This window comes from Pseudorhodoplanes sp., assembly GCF_050250235.1.
Taxonomy (GTDB): domain Bacteria; phylum Pseudomonadota; class Alphaproteobacteria; order Rhizobiales; family Xanthobacteraceae; genus Pseudorhodoplanes.
Genome location: NZ_JBFWPA010000005.1, coordinates 21,062 through 43,029, shown reverse-complemented (window position 1 = coordinate 43,029; position 21,968 = coordinate 21,062). Strand labels below are relative to the sequence as shown.

The following is a 21,968-nucleotide window of genomic DNA, read 5'->3' as shown; positions in this document are numbered from 1 at the left end:
CCCGCCCGCTTCTTCGCATCGGCCGCGGCGGGCTTCGCCGCCGCTTTTGGCACCCTTCCCGGCCAGCTGACGATCCAGTTCTCCAGCTGCTCGTCCGGCACCTGGCTTTCGCAGGCACCGACCCGGCCGCGCACCGAAATCCCGGCGATGTGCACACTGTCCGGGTCGCCCGAGACCAGCGGATGCCACCAGTAGAGGTCCTTGCCCTTGGCCAGGAGGTCGTAGGCGCAGGTCGGCGGCAGCCAGTCGAGAACGCGCACCTCTTCGGGGGTCAGGCCGACGCAGTCCGGCACCTTCTTCAGCCGGCCGCGGTAATCCTTGCAGCGGCAGGTGTCGTGGTCGAGCAATTTACAGGCGACATCGGTGAAGAAAATCTTCGCCGTGCCCTCCTCCTCGAGCTTGTTCAGGCAGCAGCGGCCGCAGCCGTCGCACAGGCTTTCCCATTCCCGGGCGGTCATCTGCTCGAGGCTCTTGCGCTTCCAGAACGGGGTATCGTCGCTCACAACCGGTTTCCCGTGCCTGTTTGCCGGATGGCGGGGCGGCCCTGGCCCGCCGGGGCGCCGCCCGGACCGGGCCAAACCATCGTACAGCTTGAAGAATCGGCCCGCAGGGTCATTTTACCCTTATCCGCAATTTCGACATGCTGTGTGGCTCTGTTGGCATGGAACGGTCACCGCTTATCCGCTAAACAGGGCGGCGAACCGAGAAATTTCCCAAGAACCGCCAGCGCCTTAGCACAAGGAAGCCCGCGTGGCTGAACGAAAGAAACCAGGCCTCGCCGAGTTCGGGCGGCGCTTCTTCCTCGATCTCGATGCCCGTATCGATTCCGGGCTGTTCGAGGCCGGGCGCTGGTCGCGCGAATTGTATGAGCGGTTCGTCACCTTCATGGACCGGTTCCATGTCGCCGGCTGGAAGCGCTGGGTGCTGGTCGAGCCGGCCTCGGAGGCCGCCACGCTCGGCAGCGTCGGGCTGGTGCTGGCGCTGGCGCTGGCGCTGCCGGCCTTCTACGAGACCTCCGACGAGGACTGGCTGAAGAAGTCCGAGCTCGCGGTGCAGTTCCTGGATCGCTACGGCAACGAGGTCGGCGCGCGCGGGATCAAGCACAACGATTCGATCCCGATCGAGGAATTTCCGGACCACCTGATCAAGGCGACGCTCGCCACCGAGGACCGGCGCTTCTACGAGCATTTCGGCATCGACGTGCCGGGCACCTTGCGCGCGCTGGTCATCAATGCGCGGGCCGGCGGCGTGGTGCAGGGCGGCTCCTCCATCACGCAGCAGCTTGCCAAGAATCTATTCCTAAATAATGAGCGAACCATCGAACGCAAGGTCAAGGAAGCCTTTCTCGCGATCTGGCTCGAGACCCGCATCAGCAAGAATCAAATTCTGAAGCTTTATCTCGACCGCGCCTATCTCGGCGGCGGCGCATTCGGCGTGGACGCGGCGGCGCAATACTACTTCAACAAGTCGGCACGCGACGTAAACCTCGCCGAATCCGCGATGCTCGCCGGCCTGTTCAAGGCGCCGACGCGCTATGCGCCGCACATCAACCTGCCCGCCGCGCGCGCCCGCGCCAATACCGTGCTCGACAATCTGATCGAAGCCGGAATGATGACCGAAGGCCAGGTGTTCGGCGCCCGTCGCAACCCCGCGGTCGCCGTTGATCGTCGCGACGAGAGGCAGCCCAATTACTATCTGGATTATGCGTTCGAGGAGATGAAAAAGCTCGTCGACAAGCTGCCCAAGACGGTGACCGAACGGGTCTTCATCGTACGCACCGGGCTCGACATCAACCTGCAGCGACAATCCGAAAACGCCGTCGAGGAAACGCTGCGAGACTACGGCCGGCAATATGGCGCACGGCAGGCCGCGACGGCGGTGTTCGAGAATGACGGTACGCTGCGCGCACTTGTCGGCGGTCGCGACTACAGCGAAAGCCAGTTCAACCGTGCCACAGACGCGTTGCGCCAGCCCGGGTCTTCCTTCAAGCCATACGTATATTCGGCCGCTTTCATCCATGGCCTGAAGCCCACCTCGGTGGTCGTCGACGGCCCGATCTGTATTGGCAACTGGTGCCCGCACAATTATTCAGGCGGCTATTCGGGCTCACAGACCTTGACCATGGCGCTTGTGCGCTCGATCAACACCATCCCGGTCAGGCTCTCGATCACAATCGGAAACGGCAACCCCCGCGCCGGTCGGAACAAGATCGTCGATCTCGCCAAGAAAATGGGGCTGCGCACGCCCCTGCCCGACACGCCGTCGCTGCCGATTGGCGCCTCCGAGGTCACGGTATTCGATCATGCGGCAGCCTTCGCGACCTTCCCGAATGGCGGCATGGCGGTAACGCCTCACGCCATTCTGGAAGTCAGGAGCGCGACTGGCGAATTGATCTGGCGGTTCGATCGCGATGGCCCCAAGCCGAGGCGGGTCATGCCCCGTCAGGTCGCTGCCGATATCAACATGATCCTCAATCAGGCCGTCGAAGCCGGTACCGGACGGCGCGCCATTCTCGAGGGCGTCAAGGCCGCGGGCAAGACCGGCACCACCAATGCCTATCGCGACGGCTGGTTCGCCGGCTATACCGGCAACATGGTCGCCGCCGTCTGGTTTGGTAACGACGATTATGCGCCCACCAATCGGATGACGGGCGGCTCGCTGCCGGCCATGACCTGGAAGAAGATCATGGCCTACGCCCATCAGGGCATCGAACTCAAAACCATGCCGGGCGTTCCGGAATCGCCTGGTCCGGTTGGACCCCCGGTTGCCGCTACGCCTGGCGCAAGGCCTGGCGACGAGATTCCGCGGCCGATCCTGCTCACCAAGAAGGGCGCCGATGTTCTGGTTCGTATCGAGCGCGCGCTCGAAGAGGCCAGCCGCGCCCTCGCGGTTCCGGCTTCCGATCGGACCGTCGATGCAACGCCCGCCGCGCCACCCACGGACGGGCGCAGCGACGGCGTGGTCGCGGCCACGGAAGGCCGCGGACGCGTCGTGCGCGGGAATTGACAAGCCATACGGCGATTTCCTATCGCTGCAATTTTCTCGCCACTAGTCTGGATTTCCCGTGCGGTTGCTCATCGGATTGCTGCTTGCATTCGCGGTCGCTGCGTCCGTCGGCTTGGGGACCACCCTGTATGCGCTGCATGAGGGAACCCCTTTCGGATCGTTCACGGTCGGCGCCTGGACGTCGTGGCCGCGCACCGGTACCCCCGACATCGACCCGTACGCGCGCGCCCTGATCGCGCGCAGTGGCGAATTGCCGATGGGCGCCGGCGACGGAATTGCCTTCGTTGCCACCAAGGATGACAACGGCGCCACGCTGGACGGGCGCTGCGACGTTGTCGTGTCCGGCGTTACGCCGCAGGCCCGCTACTGGACAATGACGCTCTACGACCCGGAAGGCCGGCTCGTCGGCAATTCGCTGAAGCGCCATGGGTTTTCGAGTGCTGAGGTGGTTCGCAAGTCCGACGGCGCAATCGAAATTTTCATTGCGCCCCGCGCGCGTGACGGCAATTGGCTGCCCAGCGGCGGAGTCGAACGCTACATGCTGGTGATGCGCTTCTATGACTCGCCGATCGGCGTGGCGACCCGGACCGGCCGTGAAACGCCCATGCCTGCGGTCAAGGTGCTTGCATGTTCGTGAGGCGGGCGAGATGACGCGCTGGCTGCTGTGGATCGCGAGCGGACTCCTGCTCGGCGGAATCGTTCATTTCGCGACCATCCTGTATCTGCCGAGTACTGCAACCCAGAACGCGTATGCGCGAATTTCCGCGATATCACCTGTCAACAGCGCGGTGCCCCTTCCCGCACCCACTGCCGAAAAATCCGTGCTTCCGCTCATGGATCCGGCCTTCACGGCCGCCGTCTGCCGATACGATCTGAAAGAGGCCCCGCTGAAACTGGTCGTACCGGTCAGTCCCGCCTACACCTCGGTGACCTTCTACACCAACAAGGATGTCGCCTATTATGCGATCAACGATCGCGCCGCGGGACGCCGCTCCATCGAGCTTGATCTGATGACCGCAGCGCAGCGCGCCCAATTGCCCGACGACGAGGAAGTCGCTGCGGCCGACCGGCTGATCGTTGAATCGCCGAGCCAGACCGGCTTGATCGTGATCCGGGCCCTCGCCCCGGAAGCTGGAATCATGCCGGCTGCGATCGCGGCAGTTGCCGCGGCGAAATGCCAGCCACAGCCCCTGTGACGCTTCGGCCTATTTTGTGACGAGCGGTCCGGCCGCCTTCGTGACCCACGGCCCGATCGAACCGCGCGGCACGAGCCCAGCCTCGACGATGTTCATCCGCATGCGGTTGAGCTGCCGCTCTACCTCCGCGGCCTGCGGCGACGGTGCAACAATGACCAGCTTCTCGAGCGCGTAGTTGTAGGCATAGGTACGCTCCATCAGTGACTGATGCACCCAGCGCGCGATGAGCGAGTTTTCCGCCATGCGCGCGACCGCGTTGCCATGCTCGCGCGGATTCAGATTGGACACGTATCGCAGACTCTTGTCGCGCTTGACATCCATGTCGGACACCTGCCGTGCGACCATCGCGAACGGGCCGATGCGGACGTTGTCGTTTCGGATGTCTTCCAGCAACCGTGCATAATAGGTCTCGGTCGAGCGGGCTGCATCGGCGAACATCATCGCGGCATAGGCCGTCTGGTCGTAGGTCCACCAGGCCTGGAGGAAATAGCCGGACAGGCCGTATTCATTGAGCACGCTGTACCAGCGTTGCCGTTCATACGGAGGCTCGATCAGCGGATAGCCGAGATCGCGCAGCGTACGCTCCGGGTCGGTCAGCGGAAAAGCCGATTCGGCCTCACCATATCGCTCCGTGACCGCCGGTCCCATCCATCGATGAATATCATCGGACCGCAATGTCGGGCGCACGCGGCCAAAATCGGTATTCAGGCAACCGATCAGGGGAAGGCACAATGCGATGCGGGTCTTGTGCAGTCTCACGATCGCGACACCCGCCCGCGCCGCTTGCCGCCGGTGGCGCCGGTTCTTGCCGGACGAAGCTCCGGTTCCTCTTCGTAGCGGTCGATGCGTATGACCGGAAGGATCACGACTTCACAAGTGCCGTCCGACGATCGAGCGCTGCGCACCCGCGCGCTCTCCGCCGGAAAAACGATCACGATGCCCATCAGCTAGCCCCACCCCGCCGGCATCACCATGCCGGTTTCCTGCCGATTTAGAAGCGCTCAAGGTTAACGGTCTGCTAACGAGGGGCCGGCTATGGTCGGCGCTGTGTTGGAATCCGTTCGGGTGGCATCTGGTGCAACGTCTCACTCTCGACAATCTCGATGGCATCACCGGTCTTGCGGGATTGGCGGACCGCTCCGGGGTCGACATCCAGCCGACGCTGCTTCGCGTCCTGACCGACCTCTACATCCAGAAGCCCGCGCATTCGCCGGCCGAGGATCAACTCTTCACAGAACTGGCGCTTCGGCTGATCGAAGTGGTCGACAGAGCGACCTGCGCCGCTGTCGCTGAGCGACTGAGGAACCATCCAGGCGCGCCCAACGCGGTACTGGAGCGCCTTTCACAGGTTGTGCCGCCATCCGTCGGCTCAAGCGTGTCGGGCAGCATCGAACTGTTCGTTACCGAGACCTCGCTCGACGACGATCTCGGCATTTTTGAGCCCGCTTTGCCGATCGCGCCGGAACCGCTTCCTGCCACCGATCTGCCTGCAGCTTCCGCGACGCCGCCGGTCGACTATGTCCTGCAAAGGGAAGCATTTTTTTCCGCCACTTCAAGCGAACGCAGGCTGATTCTGGTCAATCTGGTGCACGTGGCCGATCAGGACATGACTCCGGCGCAGGAAACCAGCATCACCCGCTATCTTGAGCAAGCGGCGCTTGCCGGGCGAGCCCAGGAATTCACGACATTACTGCAGCAGGCCTTAGGTCTGTCGCGCGCTGCTTCGCGGCGAATCGTCACCGACCCGCTGGGCGAACCCTTTGTCGTTGCGGCGCGGGCGCTCGCGATGCCAACCGAGGTGTTTCAACGCATCCTCATGTCCCTCAATCCGGCAATCGGCCAGTCGGTCGATCGCGTCTTCGATCTCTCCGATCTCTTCCGCGACTTGCCGCCGCCGTCCGCCTTGCATCTCGTCGCGATCTTTCGAGCTGCCGATCGGATGGATGCCAGAACCATCGTGCATCGCCGCGTGCATTGGGATGATGCATCGCCCGCGGGACACCGGCCAACAGCCAGCGAGCCGCGCCGGATTTCGGATGGCGTACAACCTGCCGAGCCGCATCGTCGCGAAACGTCGCGCGGGTAGCCATCAGCCGACGATCCGGTCGAGAAAGTTGCGGCCCTGCCGATCCTCGACCTCGACCAGCCAGATGTCGGGGTCAAACGTGATCTGGCGAGCGATGTATTTTTCCACCTCTTCATTCGGCCGCGGCTGCGCCGTGAGGCTTGCAATGAAAGCGCGATCTCCCGGCCGGCTCTCGTCGAATTCACTTTGTGGCGCCGGACCGAACAAGTCGGCAGTTCCATCGAGCCGGTCGATCTTCACGAAAATCGCCCCCGCCTCCTCGGCGCCGCGCCGGCGCACCACCGCATATGCGCCCTCGATCATGCAACGCCGGATATAGGCGGAAACCCAGATCGCCGATTTCAATCGCATGTGCAAATTGCCGCGTAGCTACCGGAGCGCTCCTCGCGCGAAACCGCTTGCGCGGCAAGAGCTGCTATTCGAATTGGCGGCCGGTGACAGCGGACAGTTCACGCAGCAACCGCGGCGATATCTGGCCGGTCGGCGGCATCTTTCGCGTGCGTTCGAATTGCTCGATGGCGAGTCTGGTCTCGGGGCCGAAGATTCCGTTCGGTTTGAATTGCCCATAACCGAAATCCGTCAGGGCCCGCTGCAACGCAAAGATCCGTTTCGACGAGGGCGCGATCAGTTCGGCGATCGGATCAGTCCCCGCCGGCTGCGCCGCGGCCACACGTGATCCGGCTTTCGCCTGCGAGCGCATCACAGCGCGAAGAAAGATTTCATTCGCTTCGGACCCGGGCCGCAGTCCGGCGGCCTGCTCGAAGTCGCGCATCGCGGCATCGGTTTTCGGACCATGCACGCCGTCCGGCGCGCCGTCATAGAATCCGCGCCGGGACAGTTCGCGCTGGATATCGGCGATCACCTCCTGGCGTGGCCTTGCCGCCGCCGGTTCGGCTTTTGCCGGTTCGGCACTCATCGGCTCCGCTCGCACGGTCCCGGATTCCAGCAGCGGTCCTTTCGGCGCCGCCGTCACCGCGAGCGGTGGTCCAGTGATCTCCTGGCCCACCACGCGAACCGCCCTGGACGACGGCGCGGCGGCCGACCCCGGCTGGCCTGCGAAAATCGGCGCAGGATGCGGACCCGTCTGCATGAATGCAGCATTTGCGACCACCGCCGAAAGCGCCGCAACTGCGACGACGGCTGCGATGGCGTCCTTGCGCCAGCCGCTCGCGGACGGCGACGGACTGTCGTTCAGTGTGATCGACGCCGCTTTGCGCTGTGATGACTTACGCACTCTTGCGCACCTGTATTTCAGTCTGTCTGCGTGCCAGTTCAAATGACGTCGGCGGGGCGCTATTCGTTGCGCGGGCCGCGCCGTTTTCGCAATCGAGCGGCAGGCCGATCGATATCGTCGTTCCCCTGCCGAGTTCGCTCTTCACCTGCATGTCGCCGCCATGCAGCGCTACCAGCCCCTTTACGATCGACAGCCCCAGCCCAGTGCCATCATGCCTGCGGTCATAGGCGGAGCGTGCCTGGAAGAACGGGTTGCCGATGCGGGGCAGGTCCGCATCGCTGATGCCGACGCCATTGTCCTCGACCGACACGACCATGCGGTCGCCATCCAGACGCGAGGCGATGATCACGCGTCCCCCCCGATCGGTGAACTTGATTGCGTTGGACAGAAGATTGAGCATGATCTGCTTGAATGCGCGCTTGTCGGCGACGATATCGGGAAGATTTTCGGCATTGCGCAAAACGAGATCGAGGCCGGCTTCGCGTGCGCGCAGCGCAAGGATATCGCAGCAATTGCTGATCACCCGCGATGGCGCGAAGGGCTCCGGAGTGATCTCGAAATCTCCAGTTTCCATCTTCGACATGTCGAGGATGCCATTCACCACGGCGAGCAGATGGTTGCCGGAATCGTTGATCAGCCGCGCATATTCCTGCCGCCGCGCGGCGTCGAGGCGCATCTGCTCCTCGTTCACCAGCATCTCCGAGAAGCCGATGATTGCGTTCAGAGGGGTACGCAGCTCGTGGCTCATAGTCGCGAGAAACCGCGTCTTGGCGGCATTGGCGCGCTCGGATTCGGCCCGCGCAACCTCCAGCGCCTGTTCCTGGCTCTTGCGGTCCGAGACATCGCGCATCACCGCCACCACTTCGCGGGCGCCCGGCCCGCCCGGCGTTCTGTCGAGCAGCCGGCAGCGCATCTCCACCCATACGAACTCGATCGCCGATTCCGATTTTCCCTGCGGGCGCTTCACCCGGAACTCGACCGATTGCTGCTCGCCCTGCGCGGCATCCGCCAGCGCCGACAGATAGGCCGGGCGGTCGGAAACGTGGACGCGGTCGAACAATCCGTGGCCCATCAGGTCCTTGATCCGGGCGCCGAACAGCGTTTCCCCCGCCGGCGAGACAAACAGCACCGCGCCGTTGCGCCCATGCCGGGTGATGACATCGGTCATGTTGCGCGCCAGCAGGCGATAGCGATCCTCCTCCGCGTAGAGCAGCCAGAAACTTGTGCGCGCCAACGCTTCGGCTCCGAGTGCGAGCCCGGTTGCATAGAGCGATGCGGAAATGATTCCGAGCGCGGCAAGACCGGCCTGATCGCCGATCGCCGAGGGGGGCAGGACGTCCAGCGTCTGCGCCACCAGCAGAATGCCTGCGGCGGCGAGCGCGAAGGTGGACGCGATGGCAACCACCTTACGCGACGCCGACAGCGCCGCCTCGAGCGGCACCACCACGAGCCATATGGCGGCAAAAGATGAAATGCCTCCTGTCTTGCATGCCACGACGAAGACGAGACCGGTGAGCGAAAACGACGACAGGATATGCGCGCCCTCGTAGCGGCCGGTCCGCGACAGATAATAGGCGATCAGGATCGGGATCACGAGCCAGGCAAATACCGAGATTTCGAGCGCGCTCGGCACCCCGCGCATCGCCAGATAGACAGGAAACGCGGCAAGCGCGATCAGCGACCCGAGAAGCCGTGGCGCAATGAAGGCGCGATGCCGCGTCGCGGTCAGCGGGTCCTGCTGCACCGATGGGTGGACGAGGCTGTCAATATAGACGCGAAGCGGCTCGGCTAGACTCAAGGCTACTCATTGCGCCAGCCAGAACTCGGCCGACGCACTCCCCGTTTGCGCGCGATCGTGTCAGACGGCGCTTAAGCGAACGCTAAGGGAACGAACTTTGGCGGCGTCGAGCGGTCGGTCGTGCACCAATCCGGGAGTGGCACGCGCACGATCATCGCCGGATGGTGAATGTTCGGTTTCCGCTCAAGGTATCCGAATCCTTGCCGACACGCTCATGGCCGAAGAATCGCCGAAACCGGGTTCCCCGACGTGAATCGATTCAAATTGTATTCAAACTCGATGCGCATTCGCATCGAATAAGCCCGAAAAGTCCAATCGGGTTTTCAATCGCGGCTGTTAGACCTTGCGCATACGCGGCCAGCCGAGCCGTGGGGAGCGCAGGTCATGTTCTTTCTGTTGCGGGTGGCATTCTGGCTTAGCATCGTCTTGGTGCTTCTGCCGAGCGGCGACTACCAGCCGAAAGGCGAGGCGCCGCGTATCGGGGCAGCGGACGCCGTGAATGCAGCGACCGCCGCGGTGTCGGACCTTTCCGGCTTCTGCAATCGTCAGCCAGACGCCTGTGACGTCGGCGGACAGGCCGCAATCGCGTTCGGGCAGCGCGCGCAGGCCGGGGCGCGCTATCTGTTCGACTTCCTGCATGATCGCCTGGCGCCGACCGAAACCGGCTCGATCTCGCGATCGGGCGGCGGACAATCGCAGCATACGCTGACGCCCGCCGATCTGAAGCCGGAATGGCAGGCCCCTCTCCCGCCAAGGGATCCGCGGCGTCCGGCATGACCGGGTTCCCCGGCGCTTTCGCCGGTCCCCTCGCTTGCCTATATCCTGTATGGGACAGCGAGGCCGGGGCCGATGGCGATCGACGAGATTATCGACAATTTCGAACTGCTTGATGAGTGGGATGACCGCTACCGCTACATCATCGAACTCGGCCGTTCGCTACCCGAATTGCCCGAGGACGCGCGAACCGAGGCGAACAAGGTGCGCGGCTGTGCGAGTCAGGTCTGGATGAAAACCGATACCCGGCGGAATGGCCCGGACGGTCCCGTTCTTGTTTTCCACGGCGACAGCGATGCCCATATCGTGCGAGGCCTGATTGCGATCCTGTTCGCGCTCTATTCCGGAAAGCCGGCCCGCTCGATCATGGCGACCGACGCGCAGGCTCTGTTCGAGAAACTCGGGCTTCGCGAGCATCTGACTCCGCAACGATCGAACGGCTTTCGCGCCATGATCGATCGTATTCAGTCGGATGCGCGCGCGGCTCTCAATCCCTAGCCGGGGCATCGCGTGCGAGCGAGCCTGCGGATCGATCATCCGTCCAGGCGCGGATCGTCGACGCGGCCCGGCCGGTGATCGCCGCGCGATAGCCATAGTGGCGCGCAAGACGATCGAGCGCTAACTGAAGCACAATCTTGGCTGAGCGCGCGGGCCATCGCCGCTCCCGCTCGACCGTATCGAGCTTCTTGAGAAAGCAGCAGATATCGATGAGCAGGCCGGAAAATTCAGGCCCCACGGCATCGAGAGCGTGCCGCAGGCGCTGGCGGGCGGCCACCACGCATTCGCTGACATGGCCGGATCCCACTCCATCGCGTCGACGGCCCGCCACCGCGGCATGCCAGTTTGCGGTGGTCCGCGGCATCATCTGCGCCTGAGTAAAGTCAGCCCGCAGCCGTTCTCCGGCCTGCAATTGCTGCGGCTCGATCAGCGCGCGCCCGTCGGTGCCTTTTCGCCGCGCAAGCCAGAGCAGCGGACTCTCCGATTCATCGAATTTGGCCCCGATCCCGATATCGGCGCCCTGTCCGTCGGTGAGCGACAGATGCTGCGCACGATAACGGTCGACACACGCGCCATCTGGGGCATGGAGACCCGTCCTGCTCGATCGAGGAGGAGTCATCGCCACCGCCTCCCTTCGGGAACATCGGTCCGAAGCGCGAATGCCTCGATCGCAGACAGGAGCGCGTCGAAGCCGGGATCGTCGCGCCGATCCTCTACAAGGCGGCAGGCGTGAGAGGCGGTCGTGCGATCGCGGCCAAACAGGTGGCCAGCATCCGTGAGCTTCATTCCGAACGCGACGCGCGCGAGATACATTCCGGTCTGGCGCGCGAGTGCGACCACGCCGCGCCCGCGCGTCGCCGCGCCGAGTTCATTGCGGTCGACGTCGAAGGCGGCTTCGATCGCCTCATACAAGCGAGTCTCAGCGCTGGTTCGTGGCCGTCCCGCACTGCGCGAACACCGCCGCGATGAGGCTGCCGGTTCTCTGATTTCCACGACATTCCGATCCATTGCCCACCTCTATAGGATTTATTACCTATAGATTGCAACGGCCGCAGCATCGGGGGGATAACTTTTTTGCCCGTGCGATCACAAATCGCCCGGACCAATTGAGATAAGGACAGAGATGCGATTGCCGGCGCGTCAGGCGCTCTTTTCAAGGTGATTGCGCAGCTCTTCGATCGAGCCGAAACGCACCACCCCCTGGGCAAGCTCGGCTTCGATTGAGCCATCCGTGTAGAGCGTGTAGGCCATGCCATCCACAACCCCGGACTTGAGTACCGTGACCGCTTCAGCCCGCCCGCCCGCAGGCGCCGGCTCGCCGGGCGGCTCGATCGACGGTTCACGGCGCTGGGGTGCGGCCGATTTGTCCGGCCATCCCGGATCGAAGGGATTCTCCGACGCGGCTGCCGGTCGGCGCGGTTCCGGCGCAGCGGGGGGCTTCGCCGGCCGGTCGGCGGATGGGCGCGGCGGCCGCCAGCCCGGACGGGGTGCGACCGGCGGAGCGGCTGCCGGCTCTTCGGCCGCGGGCGCCGCGGCGCGTGGTGGCGGACGGACCGCCTCCACCATCTCGGGCATCTCGAACTCATCAGACTGGGCCCGCGATTGCTGGGCGCGCGGCGAAGAGGCCGGCGCCACGGGCGGAGCCATCGGCGCGGATGTCATGGTCGGCGCGCCGGACGCCGCCTGCGGCCGGCTCGAAAGCAGGTCGGCGATTCGCGTCAGCTGGCTGACAGCACGGCTGATCGCGAGCACGATCAACCCACCCATTGCCGTCACTGTTCCGGCCAAAATCAGTGTGTTGCCGAGACTGAACTCATTGATCGGAATACCAAATCCGATCAGGATTGCGCCCAATGCGGTCGCCAGAATCCCGACCACCATCAAGACAAAAGACATTCCGCAGTCCTCGCGCCCCGCCGCCACAATTCTAAACGAATTGTGACGGCCTTCCCTCACTCAGGCAAGCCACCGCCTCGAAAAGCTAAGGCAAACTTCGCTTTTGCTTAACCGGTCAGCCACGGGCCCACCTCAACCACACCCAACGCCAAAGGAAAAGCTCCGTTCCGCGAATCAAAGCAGGAATTGCCGCCCTTTGTGCCGTGCTGCAATATTGCTTCCGCTTTGCCCAGGGCCTAACTGAATGCAGGCTGGCCGGGTTTACCGTCGCCCGGACACCGTCAACGTCACCCGAAAAGTGAGCACGCTCCATGTCATTCACGTTGCCCGATCTGCCCTATTCGTACGACGCCCTCGCCCCCTACATGTCGCGCGAGACGCTCGAATATCATCACGACAAGCATCATCTGGCTTACGTCAATAACGGCAATAATCTGCTCAAGGGGACCGAGTGGGAGGGCAAATCCCTCGAGGACATTGTGAAGGGATCCTTCGGCAAGAATCCCGGCCTCTTCAACAATGCCGGCCAGCACTACAATCACATCCATTTCTGGAAATGGATGAAGCCAAGCGGCGGCGGCGACAAGATTCCGGGAAATCTCGAGAAGAAGATCGTGTCCGACCTCGGATCGGTCGCCAAGATGAAGGAGGACTTCGCCCAGGCCGGCGTGACCCAGTTCGGGTCCGGCTGGTGCTGGCTCGCCGTGAAGGACGGCAAGATCGTCATCATGAAGTCGGCCAACGGGGAGAGCCCGCTGGTGCACGGCGCGTCTCCGATCCTTGGATGCGACGTGTGGGAACACTCCTACTACATCGATTATCGCAATCGCCGTCCGGATTATCTGAAGGCGTTCGTCGATCATCTGGTGAACTGGGACTATGTCGCCGAAATGTACGAGAAGGCGGCCAAATAGGCTTCGCCCTATTCCTTGCGCGATCCCCAACAATATCCCTCGCGGCCGCCCGACCGGGCGGCCGCGTCGCTATCGGAACGCTCGCAATCTGCAGTACGGCAGGCCTTTGCACAGCGTCCGCTGGAGCTGTCCTGCGACATCGCGGCATGGGCATTGGTTGCGGCGCTTGCCCTGATCGCCTGTCTGACATTCTCCGATTACGGCCTCGGATGGGACGACTATACCCATTCGCAATATGGTCAGTTGCTGCTCGACTATTACGCTTCCGGGCTATCCGATCGGCGCGCACTTTCCTTCGTCAATCTGTACATGTATGGCGGCGGCTTCGACATGCTGGCGGCTCTGGCCGCCAAGGCGCTTCCCTTCGACCTGTTCGAGACACGGCGCCTGACGGGAGCCGCGATCGGACTGATCGGCCTGGTGATCACCTGGCGAGTCGCCCGCAGGCTTGGCGGCCCGCTGTCAGGCCTGATCGCGCTGGCGCTGCTGGCGACGACGCCGCTGTTTTATGGCCACATGTTCATCAACGCGAAGGATGCCCCGTTCGCGGTCGCGATGGTGCTGCTGCTGTTGGGGCTCGTCCGGGCACTCGAGGGTTATCCGCGACCGGGCGTGGCCACGATCATCATCGTCGGCCTCGGCCTCGGGTTTGCGCTCGGGACCCGCATCATGGGCGGCGTGACGGCGCTCTACATGATCGCTCCCCTGGCGCTGGTCATCGGCCACGACATTCGCGAAAGGGGCGTCACCCCGGCCGCAACTTCGTTCGGCGCTTTTCTGCTGCGGCTCTTGCCGGGCGCTCTGATCGGCTATGCGGTGATGGCTATCGTGTGGCCCTGGTCGATCGCAGAACCGTTCAATCCGATCCGCGCGATCGGGTACTTCTCGCATTTTTTCGAAAAGCCATGGATGGAGATGTTCGACGGCCGGCCCGTTTCCGTGCCCGACATGCCGCGCAGTTATCTGCCGACCTATCTTCGGCTGAAGCTTCCCGAAATCCTGATCCTGCTCGGCGGTGCGGGATTCGTTGGTGCGATGGTCGCGCAGTTTCGAGGCGATATTCCCGCGCAGCGCCGCGCCGCCATCCTGCTTGTCGGGATGGCAGTCGCAATCCCGATTGCGATCGCGGTCGCGACGCGACCTGCCATGTATAACGGCATCCGGCATTTCATCTTCATCCTGCCGCCGCTTTGCGTGCTGGGCGGATTGGCCGGCGGCTTTCTCCTGCGCAGGCTTGCCGAACGCTCGCGCCTGGCCGCCTCGGCGGCTGGCGTTGCGGTCCTCGCAGGACTGTCGGTGCCCGCATATGCGATGGTAGCGCTTCATCCATATCAATACGCGCATTTCAATGTAATCAGCGGCGGCACGCGTGCCGCCGACAAGGCCTATATGCTCGATTACTGGGGTCTCTCGTTCAAGCAGGCCGCGGATGAATTGCTGGGCGTACTCGACGAGCAAGGCAACCAGATTCCCGAGGGCCGCCGCTGGATCATCGCAATTTGCGGCCCGCACCCTCCCGCCGAGGTCGAACTCGGCGACGATTTCCTGACTACATGGAACACCAGGGGCGCCGACTTCGCATTGATGCTGGGCGAATTCTATTGTGCCGAATTGAAGGCGCCTGAACTCGTGCGGATCGAGCGTGATGGCGTGGTTTTTGCGCGGGTCTATGATTTGCGCGGACGGAATATCCGGGAGCTGTTCACAACTCCGCCGGTGCAGTGACAGCTATTCGGCCGCCTGCGCCATTGGTTCAAGAAATGCGTCGCTGGCCTTGATCTGGTGTGACGTCCAGCAATGCGGACACCAGACCGACAGCTTCATGTTACGCATTTCGAGCAGCGTCACGGTGTCAGTTTCAATACTGGTCGTGACGACCCGCCCACTTCGTGAGCACTTGTACTTCAACATTACGGACGCAACCTCCACGTCAGAACGATCCTAGGATGACGTCGGAGGTAATTGCGACCGGGCGGTAGTTATCCACCGCTTATCCACAATTTCTTCACGTTCTCGTCACCATATCGTCGCAAGCACACAAATCTTGCTGCAACGCGAAAAAGCCCGGCAGTGCCGAGCTTTGCAGACCAAGACCGAGTCGGTGACCTAGTAGAACCGGCAGTGGCGCATGCCAGCCCGGTCGTACCAGCATTCCTGGTGCCGGCCGGACCGCAGCCATGGTGGCAAACGCGGACCGCCGACCGCGACACCGACGATCGTGCCGACCACGGCTCCGGGCGGACCACCGATCACGGCGCCGACGCCGGCACCGATCGCCGCGCCGGTCACCACACTGCGCCCCTCGAAATAGGCATCCGCCGAATGCGGCGCCGCGACGAGCGCAAGCCCCACCGTTGCTGCAAGCACGATGCCCCGCATCGCAGTCTCCATGCGTGGGAGAAACCCACCAAAGACACTCCATCGCATTATGGTTAAGATTCCGTCACCGCTCAGGCGTTCGTCACGCCCCGCCGCCCGCGCGCCACACTGAACAGCACCACCGGGATCGCAGCGAGCGAGCAGATCGCGGTGCCGACGATCACGCTTGCCGGCGTTCCGACATCCATCATGTATCCGAACGCCGGCGGCGCCAGCACGCCACCGATGTTGAAGCCGGTGGTGACAAAGCCGAATACCCGTCCGAAGGCGCCGGGCGGCGTCACCGCCCGCACGATCATGTCGCGCGAAGGCTGCAGCACGCCGTTGAAGAAGCCGGACAAAGCCATCAGCGCGATGAGGAAGGTGGCGTTGAAATCCACGAACGCGATCGGCAGCAGCGTGATGCCGCTGACGAACAGCCCGATCAGCGCGATCGTCTCGTGCCGGTCGGTGCGCGCGGTAAGCCATCCTCCCACCAGCACCGCGAAGGCGCTCAGCATCAGATGCACGGTGATCGCCGTGGTGCTGAGCGACAGCGGTGTCGCCCACAGCGCTTCGAGCGCGACGATGCCGTAATTCTGCACGCCGACGGCAAAGGCCGCGATCAGCATGAAGAAGATGAGATTGAGAATGACCGGCATGGTCATCAGCACCCGCCAGTCGCCCGCGGATGGCGCCGCCGCGTCCGCGGCCCTGGCGCGCGCCGCCTCGCGTCCGGCAAGCGGCTCGCCGAGTATCAGGATCGCCGCGGCGACGACAAGCCCGAGCAGCGCCGCCGCGACAAAGGCGCCGCGCCAGCCGATCGCAGATGCGAGAATGACCATCGCGGCCGGCGTCACCGCGGTACCGAGAAAGCCCGCGAAGATATGGATGGAAAAGGCCTGCCCGACGCGACCATGCGAGACGCGGTTCGACAGCAGCGCGTAATCCGCCGGGTGATAGACGGTATTGGCAAGGCCGAGGCAGGCGAAGGCGAGACCGAGCAGCAGGAAGCTCGGCGCCGCCGCCGCGGCCGCGAGCGAAGCCGCGCCCAGGACCAGCCCTCCGACCAGCACCATGCGCGCGGAGCTGCGGTCGACCAGAAAGCCCGCGGGCGTCTGCAGCAGCGCCGAAATGACGTTGAAGACCGCGACCACCAGCCCGAGTTCGGTATAGCTCACGCTGAATTCCGCACGCACCAGCGGGAACACCGGCGGCAGCACCAGGATGAAGACATGGCTCACGAAATGCGCGGCGCCGACCAGGCCGATCACCCGCAGATCGGCCAAGTGTGGAGGACTGGCGACGATGGTGGTCGGCGTCATGCGAAGGAATCCCGGCTGGCATTGTCGCATAGCATGAAGCGGGTCGCCCGGGCATGCGCTCTGCGAAGGTGGGGCATCCCGCCGCTCGCGCGTGCCGCCATCGGTTCCGTTTCGGGGCTGCCATAGGCCCGTCCCGCAGCGCAACCGGCGCGCAGGACGAACCCATCGCATTCGCCCCCAAAGGCCTTCGCCTCAAGGCCGGGGCGCGCGGAACGCCGGGCTCTCAGCCTGCCCGCGGCCTCGTGTGGGAAGTGAGTTTGACCACACGAGAATTTAAGTCACCACGGATAAGCCGATCGCTCGGCGTTCCGCGCGCGGTGTTTATAGGCTTGCTCTGCGACAACCCCGGAGGACATACACCGGTGACCGGCATCGCCGGGCGGCTTGTCTTGCTATCCTCCGCTGGTGACCCACGGCCGGTGAGCCGGATCATCGCAGCTTGGGCCTCCGCTCCGCCCGATGCGTCGGCATCGGCCGAAACGGCCACCGCACCCTGCCCCCCGTCTCGTGACGAGCGCTCCGTCCCCGGTACCCGGGGCAAGGTCATAGGAATATAATCCATATCCCCGGATTTGTCAAGCCTGTCGTTGCTAGGCCCGGAAGAGGACCTTCGCGGGCTATGGAAAGAATTCTCATTTGGCTTGCGCGACGCTCATGTCATTGACACGCCATTCAAACATGCGCATGATTAAAACATGCGTTTGATTGAACACCAGATCACCGGAACCCCGCTCCGCATCATGGAAAGCGCGATGCGGCTTTTCGCTCAGTCAGGCCTCGATGCCGTTTCCGTGCGCGAAATTGCGCTCGACGCCAACGTCAACGGCGCCGCGATCAACTATCATTTCGGAACCAAGGAGCAGCTGATCCGCGAAATATTCCGGCGGCTGTTCGGACGCGTGAACGAGCTTCGAACCAAGGCGCTCGACGATTACGAGACCGGCGCCGTCGTCGACCCGCCGGAAGCCGAACCGATCATCCGGGCCTTCATCGAGCCGCTGGTGCAGGTTTCGTTCGACGAGGAGAGCGGCGGAATCTACCTCGTCCCCCTGCTGTTCCACGCTTTCGGCGTGCGCCGCGACTTCATCGACAAATCAATCTACGACCAGGTCGACGATATCTTCGTTCGCTTCGCCGAAGCGCTGCAACGGGCGTTTCCGCGTTGCGGTCGTGAGGAGGTTTTCTGGCGACTCGATTTCGCGATCGGCGCCTGCCAGCACATCCTGCTCGATCGCCAGCGATCGCATCGCCTCAAGCGGCTCTCGGGCGGCCTTTGCAACACCGCCGATCCGCAGATGATCATCGAACAGCTCGTCGCCTCGGTGATCGGCTGCATGTCCGCACCCGCAAAGTCCAGGCCCGCCGAAGCAATTCGATGAATGCGGCAGGCGCCGGAATGCGCCGGCCGCCGGTTCTTCGCGCCCGATCCGGGACTGCAAAGACGAAGCCTCGCAACAGGAGCCGCCGTGACCGTCAAGGAAGCTGAAATCTGCGCGATGCCGGTGATGAACACCAGCACGCCATCGTTCAAGGTGCCCGAAGGCGCCGTCGACGCGCATTGCCACATCTACGGACCGACCTCGAAATACCCATATGGCAAGGCGCTGGAATATGTCCCGCCGGCCGTCGACCTCGCCGATTACGTGAGAATGCTCGATGCGATCGGCTGCCGCCACGCCGTGCTCGTTCACGCCGGGGTCTATGGCGGCGATCATTCGATCGTGCTCGACGCCATGGCCGCCTATCCCGGCCGCTTTCGCACCATCGCCGTTCTGAACGAAGACGTGACCGACGAAACGCTGGAACAGCTCAACGCGGCCGGCGTCTGCGGGTTTCGTTCCAATCTGGTTTCCGGCAAAGGCATCAAGCTGGAGGGTTCGCGCCGACTCGCGGCGCGGGTCAAGCGCTTCGGCTGGCACGTCCAGGTCATGTTCGACGCCGAGACCTTTCCCGACATCGAAACGGCTTTCGCCGATTTCCCGACCGACGTGGTCATCGATCATATGGGCCGGCCCGACCCGGCAAAGGGCGTCGACGCGCCCGCCTTTCAGAGCATCATTCGTCTGCTCGGGACCGGACGGGTCTGGACCAAGTTCTCCGCGCCCTATCGCACGTCGCGCGATCCGAAGAGATATCGCGACCTGGCGCCCTTCGCCCGCGCGCTGATCGCCGCGCGGCCCGACCGCATCGTATGGGGCACCGACTGGCCCCATCCGAAAGTCCCGGCCGATGAAATGCCGGACGACGGCGAACTGATCAACAACGTCGCGATCTGGGCGCCCGACGCGGCGGTGCAACGCAGGATTCTCGTCGACAACCCAAAGACGCTCTACGGCTTCTAACCCAACGCTGGATCTTTCAAATGCTGACTCTGTACTACAGTCCCGGCGCCTGCTCGCTGGCATCGCATATCGCACTCGAGGAAATCGGCGAGCCCTATGAACCGCGGCAAACGTTGCTTGCCGAAGGCGCGCACAAGACCCCGGAATATCTCAGGATCAATCCGCGCGGAAAAGTGCCGGCGCTGGACGTCGACGGCGAGGTCATCACCGAGAATACCGCGATCCTCACCTATCTCGGCAAGCGGTTCCCGCAGGCCAGGATGTGGCCGACCGATCCGATCGCAGAGGCGCGCTGCATCTCCCAGATGGCCTGGTTTTCCAACACGCCGCACATTTCCCAGCGCGGCATGGTCCGGCCCTATCGCTTCGTCACCGACGAGAGCATGCACGCCAATGTCGTGGCAAACGCCAAGAAGACCTATTGGGACAATGTCAACGAGATCGAAGGGCTGTTCAACGGCAAGCCCTGGCTGATGGGCGACCAATACACCGTCTGCGATCCGTACGGGCTCGTCTTCTACAGCTGGGGCGTCCGGGCCGAGCTGCCGATGGAAGAATTGCGCAGCTTCACCGGCTTCAAGAACCGGATGCTGGAACGTCCGGCCGTTCGCCGCGCTCTCGAGCGCGAAAAGAACCCGTTCATTCGGCCCTCCGGCTGAGATCGGAACTGACATTCAACAAAACAAGCACAAAGGGAGGAATCCATGCTGACGTCGAAACGGGCCATTCTGAAACTTGCGCCATTCCTGGCCGCGGCTGTCATGCTTGGCAGCGCCGGGCCGGCATCGGCGCAGAACCCGGCGGCCGACTATCCCTCGCGACCGATCCAGATCATCGTTCCTTTCTCGGCTGGGGGCGTCTCCGATGTTCTGGTTCGCGCGGTCGCCAAGAAGCTGTCCGAGGACATGGGTCAGCCGATTGTCATCAACAACATGCCGGGCGCGAACACCCAGATCGCCGCGATGGCCGGCGCCAAGGCCGATCCGGACGGCTACACCTTGCTGATGGCTTCGGATCCGGCGATGTCGATCAATCCGTGGCTTTACAAACAGCTCCGCTACAATCCGCAGGACGATTTCGTTCCGATCACGCCGCTGGTGACCTTCTCGCAAATTCTGGTCACAACGCCGTCGGTTCCGGCGAAGACGCTGAAGGAATTCGTCGCCTATGCCAAAGGCAATCCCGGCAAGATGAACTACGGCTCGTTTGGCGTCGGCAGCCAGCCGCATTTGTTGACCGAGGAATTCAACCGGCTCGCGGGCGTCAAGGCCGTCCACATTCCCTACAAGGGCGTCGCGCCGGCGGTCGTCGACATGTTGCAAGGCCAGATCCAGTACATGCTGGCCAGCGTCGCCACGCCGCTTGGACATATCCGGTCCGGCAAGCTGGTTGCGATCGCAATCGCCGGGCCGCATCGTTCGGATTTGCTTCCTGAAGTCCCAACCTTTGCTGAAGCCGGCTTCGGCGAATTCCAGTCGGTCGGGTGGTTCGGCATGTTCGCGCCGAAGGGAACGCCCAAACCCATTGTGGACAAGCTCGCGGCCAAGATCACCGCTATCGTGCGCTCGCCTGAATTCAAGAAAGAGCATCTGCAGGCAAACGGCCTTGATGCCGCGGGTGGCACACCGGAAGAGTTCGCCGCATTTCTCCGGGACGACCGCGCCAAGTGGAAAGCGATCGTCGAGAATTCCGGCGTGAAACTCGAATAGCGAACCGGCATCCCGGTTTCGGTGGCGCAACTCGTTTGAAATCCGTAGCGTTCAGATAGCCGACTGACCGTCCGTGCTTCGGGTTGTCGACCAGTTAATGGAGGCATCGGCATCCAGGTAATGCGCGGGCCCGTTGGCGCAGCCACCCGCGCGACCGCTTCGCTCGGAGAGGGAAAAGGACAGAAAAGACCTCGCTAGTTAGACTTCGTTATGCTTCCGAAGGTCGCTGGCTTCGACCGGGACGCAGGCAACGAGGAAAAGTGCCGCGACCACGGCGTGTCCGTTCGCGACATCGAGGCGCTGTTCGGCGGACAGATCGCCGTGTTTCCCTCACCCGGCCGATCTCGTTCGGAAGAACGCTACAAGGCGATCGGCGCAACGCAGATGGACGGCACATTTTTCTCGTCCTTGCATTGCGGGAACTCGCCGGCGAGATGTTGATCCGGCCGATCAGCGCGCGCTTCATGCACGCCAAGGAGGTCAGGCATTATGAAGAAGAAACTGCCAAAGCTCAGAAGCGATAAGGCTGCCGAGAACTTTGTCGCGACGGCCGACCTGACGGCCTTCGATCTGTCCGGCTTCAAGCCGGTTCAGTTCGAGTTTGCGCCGAAGGCCGCCCGCGTCAACATGCGGCTGTCGACGGACCTGCTCAAGGCGATCAAGAGCAAGGCGGCCAAGCAGGGCGTGCCGTATCAGCGCTTCATCCGGCAGGCGCTCGAAAAGGCGGTTGCAGCGAAGAGGGCATCGTAGCCGCCCCCTCACCGGAAGTTCCCGCCCGCCTGCTTCAAAACGCCCCGCGACCTTGCAGGGCGGCGGAGCCGGGATATGCTCA

General features: G+C 63.4%; 25 protein-coding genes and 1 pseudogene. 14 read left to right on the top strand and 12 right to left on the bottom strand.

Annotated features, from left to right (window positions below):
- Window positions 1-38: 38 nt before the first annotated feature.
- Window positions 39-503: pseudogene (locus tag AB7F49_RS04005) on the bottom strand (YcgN family cysteine cluster protein); the annotation flags it as partial.
- 247 nt (window positions 504-750) lie between these two features.
- On the opposite strand from AB7F49_RS04005, the gene AB7F49_RS04000 reads away from it, so the two are divergent.
- From AB7F49_RS04000 to AB7F49_RS03990, 3 genes are read left to right on the top strand one after another with little or no spacing between them, the layout of a single operon-like run.
- Window positions 751-3,006, top strand: a complete 2,256-nt coding sequence (locus AB7F49_RS04000; protein WP_428520540.1) for a transglycosylase domain-containing protein — start codon at window positions 751-753, stop codon at window positions 3,004-3,006.
- Window positions 3,007-3,064: 58 nt separating this feature from the next.
- Window positions 3,065-3,643, top strand: coding sequence for a DUF1214 domain-containing protein (locus AB7F49_RS03995; protein WP_428520539.1), 579 nt, complete (start codon window positions 3,065-3,067; stop codon window positions 3,641-3,643).
- 10 nt (window positions 3,644-3,653) lie between these two features.
- Window positions 3,654-4,202, top strand: coding sequence for a DUF1254 domain-containing protein (locus AB7F49_RS03990; protein WP_428520538.1), 549 nt, complete (start codon window positions 3,654-3,656; stop codon window positions 4,200-4,202).
- A gap of 9 nt (window positions 4,203-4,211) precedes the next feature.
- Here the strand turns inward: AB7F49_RS03990 and AB7F49_RS03985 are convergent, their stop codons facing one another.
- Window positions 4,212-4,961 carry a hypothetical protein gene (locus AB7F49_RS03985; RefSeq protein WP_428520537.1) on the bottom strand — a complete coding sequence of 250 codons (750 nt, stop codon included), beginning with the start codon at window positions 4,959-4,961 and terminating at the stop codon, window positions 4,212-4,214.
- A complete protein-coding gene (locus tag AB7F49_RS03980) occupies window positions 4,958-5,146 on the bottom strand; it encodes a hypothetical protein (protein WP_428520536.1) in 189 nt (62 codons plus the stop codon). The genes AB7F49_RS03985 and AB7F49_RS03980 overlap by 4 nt, the downstream gene beginning before the upstream one ends.
- A gap of 131 nt (window positions 5,147-5,277) precedes the next feature.
- Between AB7F49_RS03980 and AB7F49_RS03975 the strand changes: the two genes are divergently transcribed.
- Window positions 5,278-6,288, top strand: a complete 1,011-nt coding sequence (locus AB7F49_RS03975; RefSeq protein ID WP_428520535.1) for a hypothetical protein — start codon at window positions 5,278-5,280, stop codon at window positions 6,286-6,288.
- Window positions 6,289-6,291: 3 nt separating this feature from the next.
- Here the strand turns inward: AB7F49_RS03975 and AB7F49_RS03970 are convergent, their stop codons facing one another.
- The 3 genes from AB7F49_RS03970 to AB7F49_RS03960 all read right to left on the bottom strand — a co-directional run bounded on the left by AB7F49_RS03970 (window position 6,292) and on the right by AB7F49_RS03960 (window position 9,320).
- On the bottom strand, window positions 6,292-6,639 hold the full coding sequence (locus AB7F49_RS03970) for a DUF1491 family protein (RefSeq protein ID WP_428520534.1): 348 nt from the start codon (window positions 6,637-6,639) through the stop codon (window positions 6,292-6,294).
- Between the two features lie 64 nt (window positions 6,640-6,703).
- Window positions 6,704-7,522 carry a peptidoglycan-binding domain-containing protein gene (locus AB7F49_RS03965; protein ID WP_428520533.1) on the bottom strand — a complete coding sequence of 273 codons (819 nt, stop codon included), beginning with the start codon at window positions 7,520-7,522 and terminating at the stop codon, window positions 6,704-6,706.
- Window positions 7,515-9,320 (bottom strand): PAS domain-containing sensor histidine kinase, encoded by a 1,806-nt coding sequence (locus AB7F49_RS03960; protein WP_428520532.1) that lies wholly within the window; start codon window positions 9,318-9,320, stop codon window positions 7,515-7,517. The genes AB7F49_RS03965 and AB7F49_RS03960 overlap by 8 nt, the downstream gene beginning before the upstream one ends.
- Window positions 9,321-9,704: 384 nt before the next feature.
- Between AB7F49_RS03960 and AB7F49_RS03955 the strand changes: the two genes are divergently transcribed.
- Together AB7F49_RS03955 and AB7F49_RS03950 are read left to right on the top strand one after the other, a co-directional pair.
- Window positions 9,705-10,097, top strand: coding sequence for a DUF5330 domain-containing protein (locus AB7F49_RS03955; protein ID WP_428520531.1), 393 nt, complete (start codon window positions 9,705-9,707; stop codon window positions 10,095-10,097).
- 72 nt (window positions 10,098-10,169) lie between these two features.
- Window positions 10,170-10,592 (top strand): SufE family protein, encoded by a 423-nt coding sequence (locus tag AB7F49_RS03950; protein ID WP_428520530.1) that lies wholly within the window; start codon window positions 10,170-10,172, stop codon window positions 10,590-10,592.
- On the opposite strand, the gene AB7F49_RS03945 is transcribed toward AB7F49_RS03950, so the two are convergent.
- The 3 genes from AB7F49_RS03945 to AB7F49_RS03935 form a co-directional block, all read right to left on the bottom strand.
- Entirely contained in the window at window positions 10,582-11,211 is a 630-nt protein-coding gene (locus tag AB7F49_RS03945; protein WP_428520529.1) for a DUF6456 domain-containing protein, read from the bottom strand. The genes AB7F49_RS03950 and AB7F49_RS03945 overlap by 11 nt on opposite strands.
- The gene (locus tag AB7F49_RS03940; protein ID WP_428520528.1) at window positions 11,208-11,504 is read right to left on the bottom strand and encodes a helix-turn-helix domain-containing protein; all 297 of its coding nucleotides are present in this window, start codon (window positions 11,502-11,504) and stop codon (window positions 11,208-11,210) included. Before AB7F49_RS03940 ends, AB7F49_RS03945 begins: the two co-directional genes overlap by 4 nt.
- A 228-nt stretch (window positions 11,505-11,732) precedes the next feature.
- Window positions 11,733-12,488, bottom strand: a complete 756-nt coding sequence (locus tag AB7F49_RS03935; protein WP_428520527.1) for a hypothetical protein — start codon at window positions 12,486-12,488, stop codon at window positions 11,733-11,735.
- A 311-nt stretch (window positions 12,489-12,799) separates the two neighbouring features.
- Between AB7F49_RS03935 and AB7F49_RS03930 the strand changes: the two genes are divergently transcribed.
- Window positions 12,800-13,402 (top strand): superoxide dismutase, encoded by a 603-nt coding sequence (locus AB7F49_RS03930; RefSeq protein WP_428520526.1) that lies wholly within the window; start codon window positions 12,800-12,802, stop codon window positions 13,400-13,402.
- A 120-nt stretch (window positions 13,403-13,522) separates the two neighbouring features.
- Entirely contained in the window at window positions 13,523-15,127 is a 1,605-nt protein-coding gene (locus AB7F49_RS03925; protein ID WP_428520614.1) for a glycosyltransferase family 39 protein, read from the top strand.
- 3 nt (window positions 15,128-15,130) lie between these two features.
- On the opposite strand, the gene AB7F49_RS03920 is transcribed toward AB7F49_RS03925, so the two are convergent.
- The 3 genes from AB7F49_RS03920 to AB7F49_RS03910 all read right to left on the bottom strand — a co-directional run bounded on the left by AB7F49_RS03920 (window position 15,131) and on the right by AB7F49_RS03910 (window position 17,085).
- Window positions 15,131-15,313, bottom strand: coding sequence for a hypothetical protein (locus AB7F49_RS03920; protein ID WP_428520525.1), 183 nt, complete (start codon window positions 15,311-15,313; stop codon window positions 15,131-15,133).
- A 195-nt stretch (window positions 15,314-15,508) separates the two neighbouring features.
- Window positions 15,509-15,781, bottom strand: coding sequence for a hypothetical protein (locus AB7F49_RS03915; RefSeq protein WP_428520524.1), 273 nt, complete (start codon window positions 15,779-15,781; stop codon window positions 15,509-15,511).
- Between the two features lie 71 nt (window positions 15,782-15,852).
- Window positions 15,853-17,085 (bottom strand): MFS transporter, encoded by a 1,233-nt coding sequence (locus AB7F49_RS03910; protein WP_428520523.1) that lies wholly within the window; start codon window positions 17,083-17,085, stop codon window positions 15,853-15,855.
- Window positions 17,086-17,780: 695 nt separating this feature from the next.
- On the opposite strand from AB7F49_RS03910, the gene AB7F49_RS03905 reads away from it, so the two are divergent.
- The 6 genes from AB7F49_RS03905 to AB7F49_RS03880 all read left to right on the top strand — a co-directional run bounded on the left by AB7F49_RS03905 (window position 17,781) and on the right by AB7F49_RS03880 (window position 21,886).
- Window positions 17,781-18,464 carry a TetR/AcrR family transcriptional regulator gene (locus tag AB7F49_RS03905; RefSeq protein ID WP_428520522.1) on the top strand — a complete coding sequence of 228 codons (684 nt, stop codon included), beginning with the start codon at window positions 17,781-17,783 and terminating at the stop codon, window positions 18,462-18,464.
- A gap of 87 nt (window positions 18,465-18,551) precedes the next feature.
- On the top strand, window positions 18,552-19,427 hold the full coding sequence (locus AB7F49_RS03900) for an amidohydrolase family protein (protein ID WP_428520521.1): 876 nt from the start codon (window positions 18,552-18,554) through the stop codon (window positions 19,425-19,427).
- A 20-nt stretch (window positions 19,428-19,447) separates the two neighbouring features.
- Complete coding sequence (locus tag AB7F49_RS03895; protein ID WP_428520520.1) at window positions 19,448-20,086, top strand: glutathione S-transferase family protein; 639 nt, start codon at window positions 19,448-19,450, stop codon at window positions 20,084-20,086.
- A gap of 45 nt (window positions 20,087-20,131) precedes the next feature.
- Complete coding sequence (locus tag AB7F49_RS03890) at window positions 20,132-21,136, top strand: Bug family tripartite tricarboxylate transporter substrate binding protein (RefSeq protein ID WP_428520519.1); 1,005 nt, start codon at window positions 20,132-20,134, stop codon at window positions 21,134-21,136.
- A 210-nt stretch (window positions 21,137-21,346) separates the two neighbouring features.
- Complete coding sequence (locus tag AB7F49_RS03885) at window positions 21,347-21,577, top strand: hypothetical protein (protein ID WP_428520518.1); 231 nt, start codon at window positions 21,347-21,349, stop codon at window positions 21,575-21,577.
- A 48-nt stretch (window positions 21,578-21,625) separates the two neighbouring features.
- Window positions 21,626-21,886, top strand: a complete 261-nt coding sequence (locus AB7F49_RS03880) for a CopG family antitoxin (protein ID WP_428520517.1) — start codon at window positions 21,626-21,628, stop codon at window positions 21,884-21,886.
- Window positions 21,887-21,968: the final 82 nt, after the last annotated feature.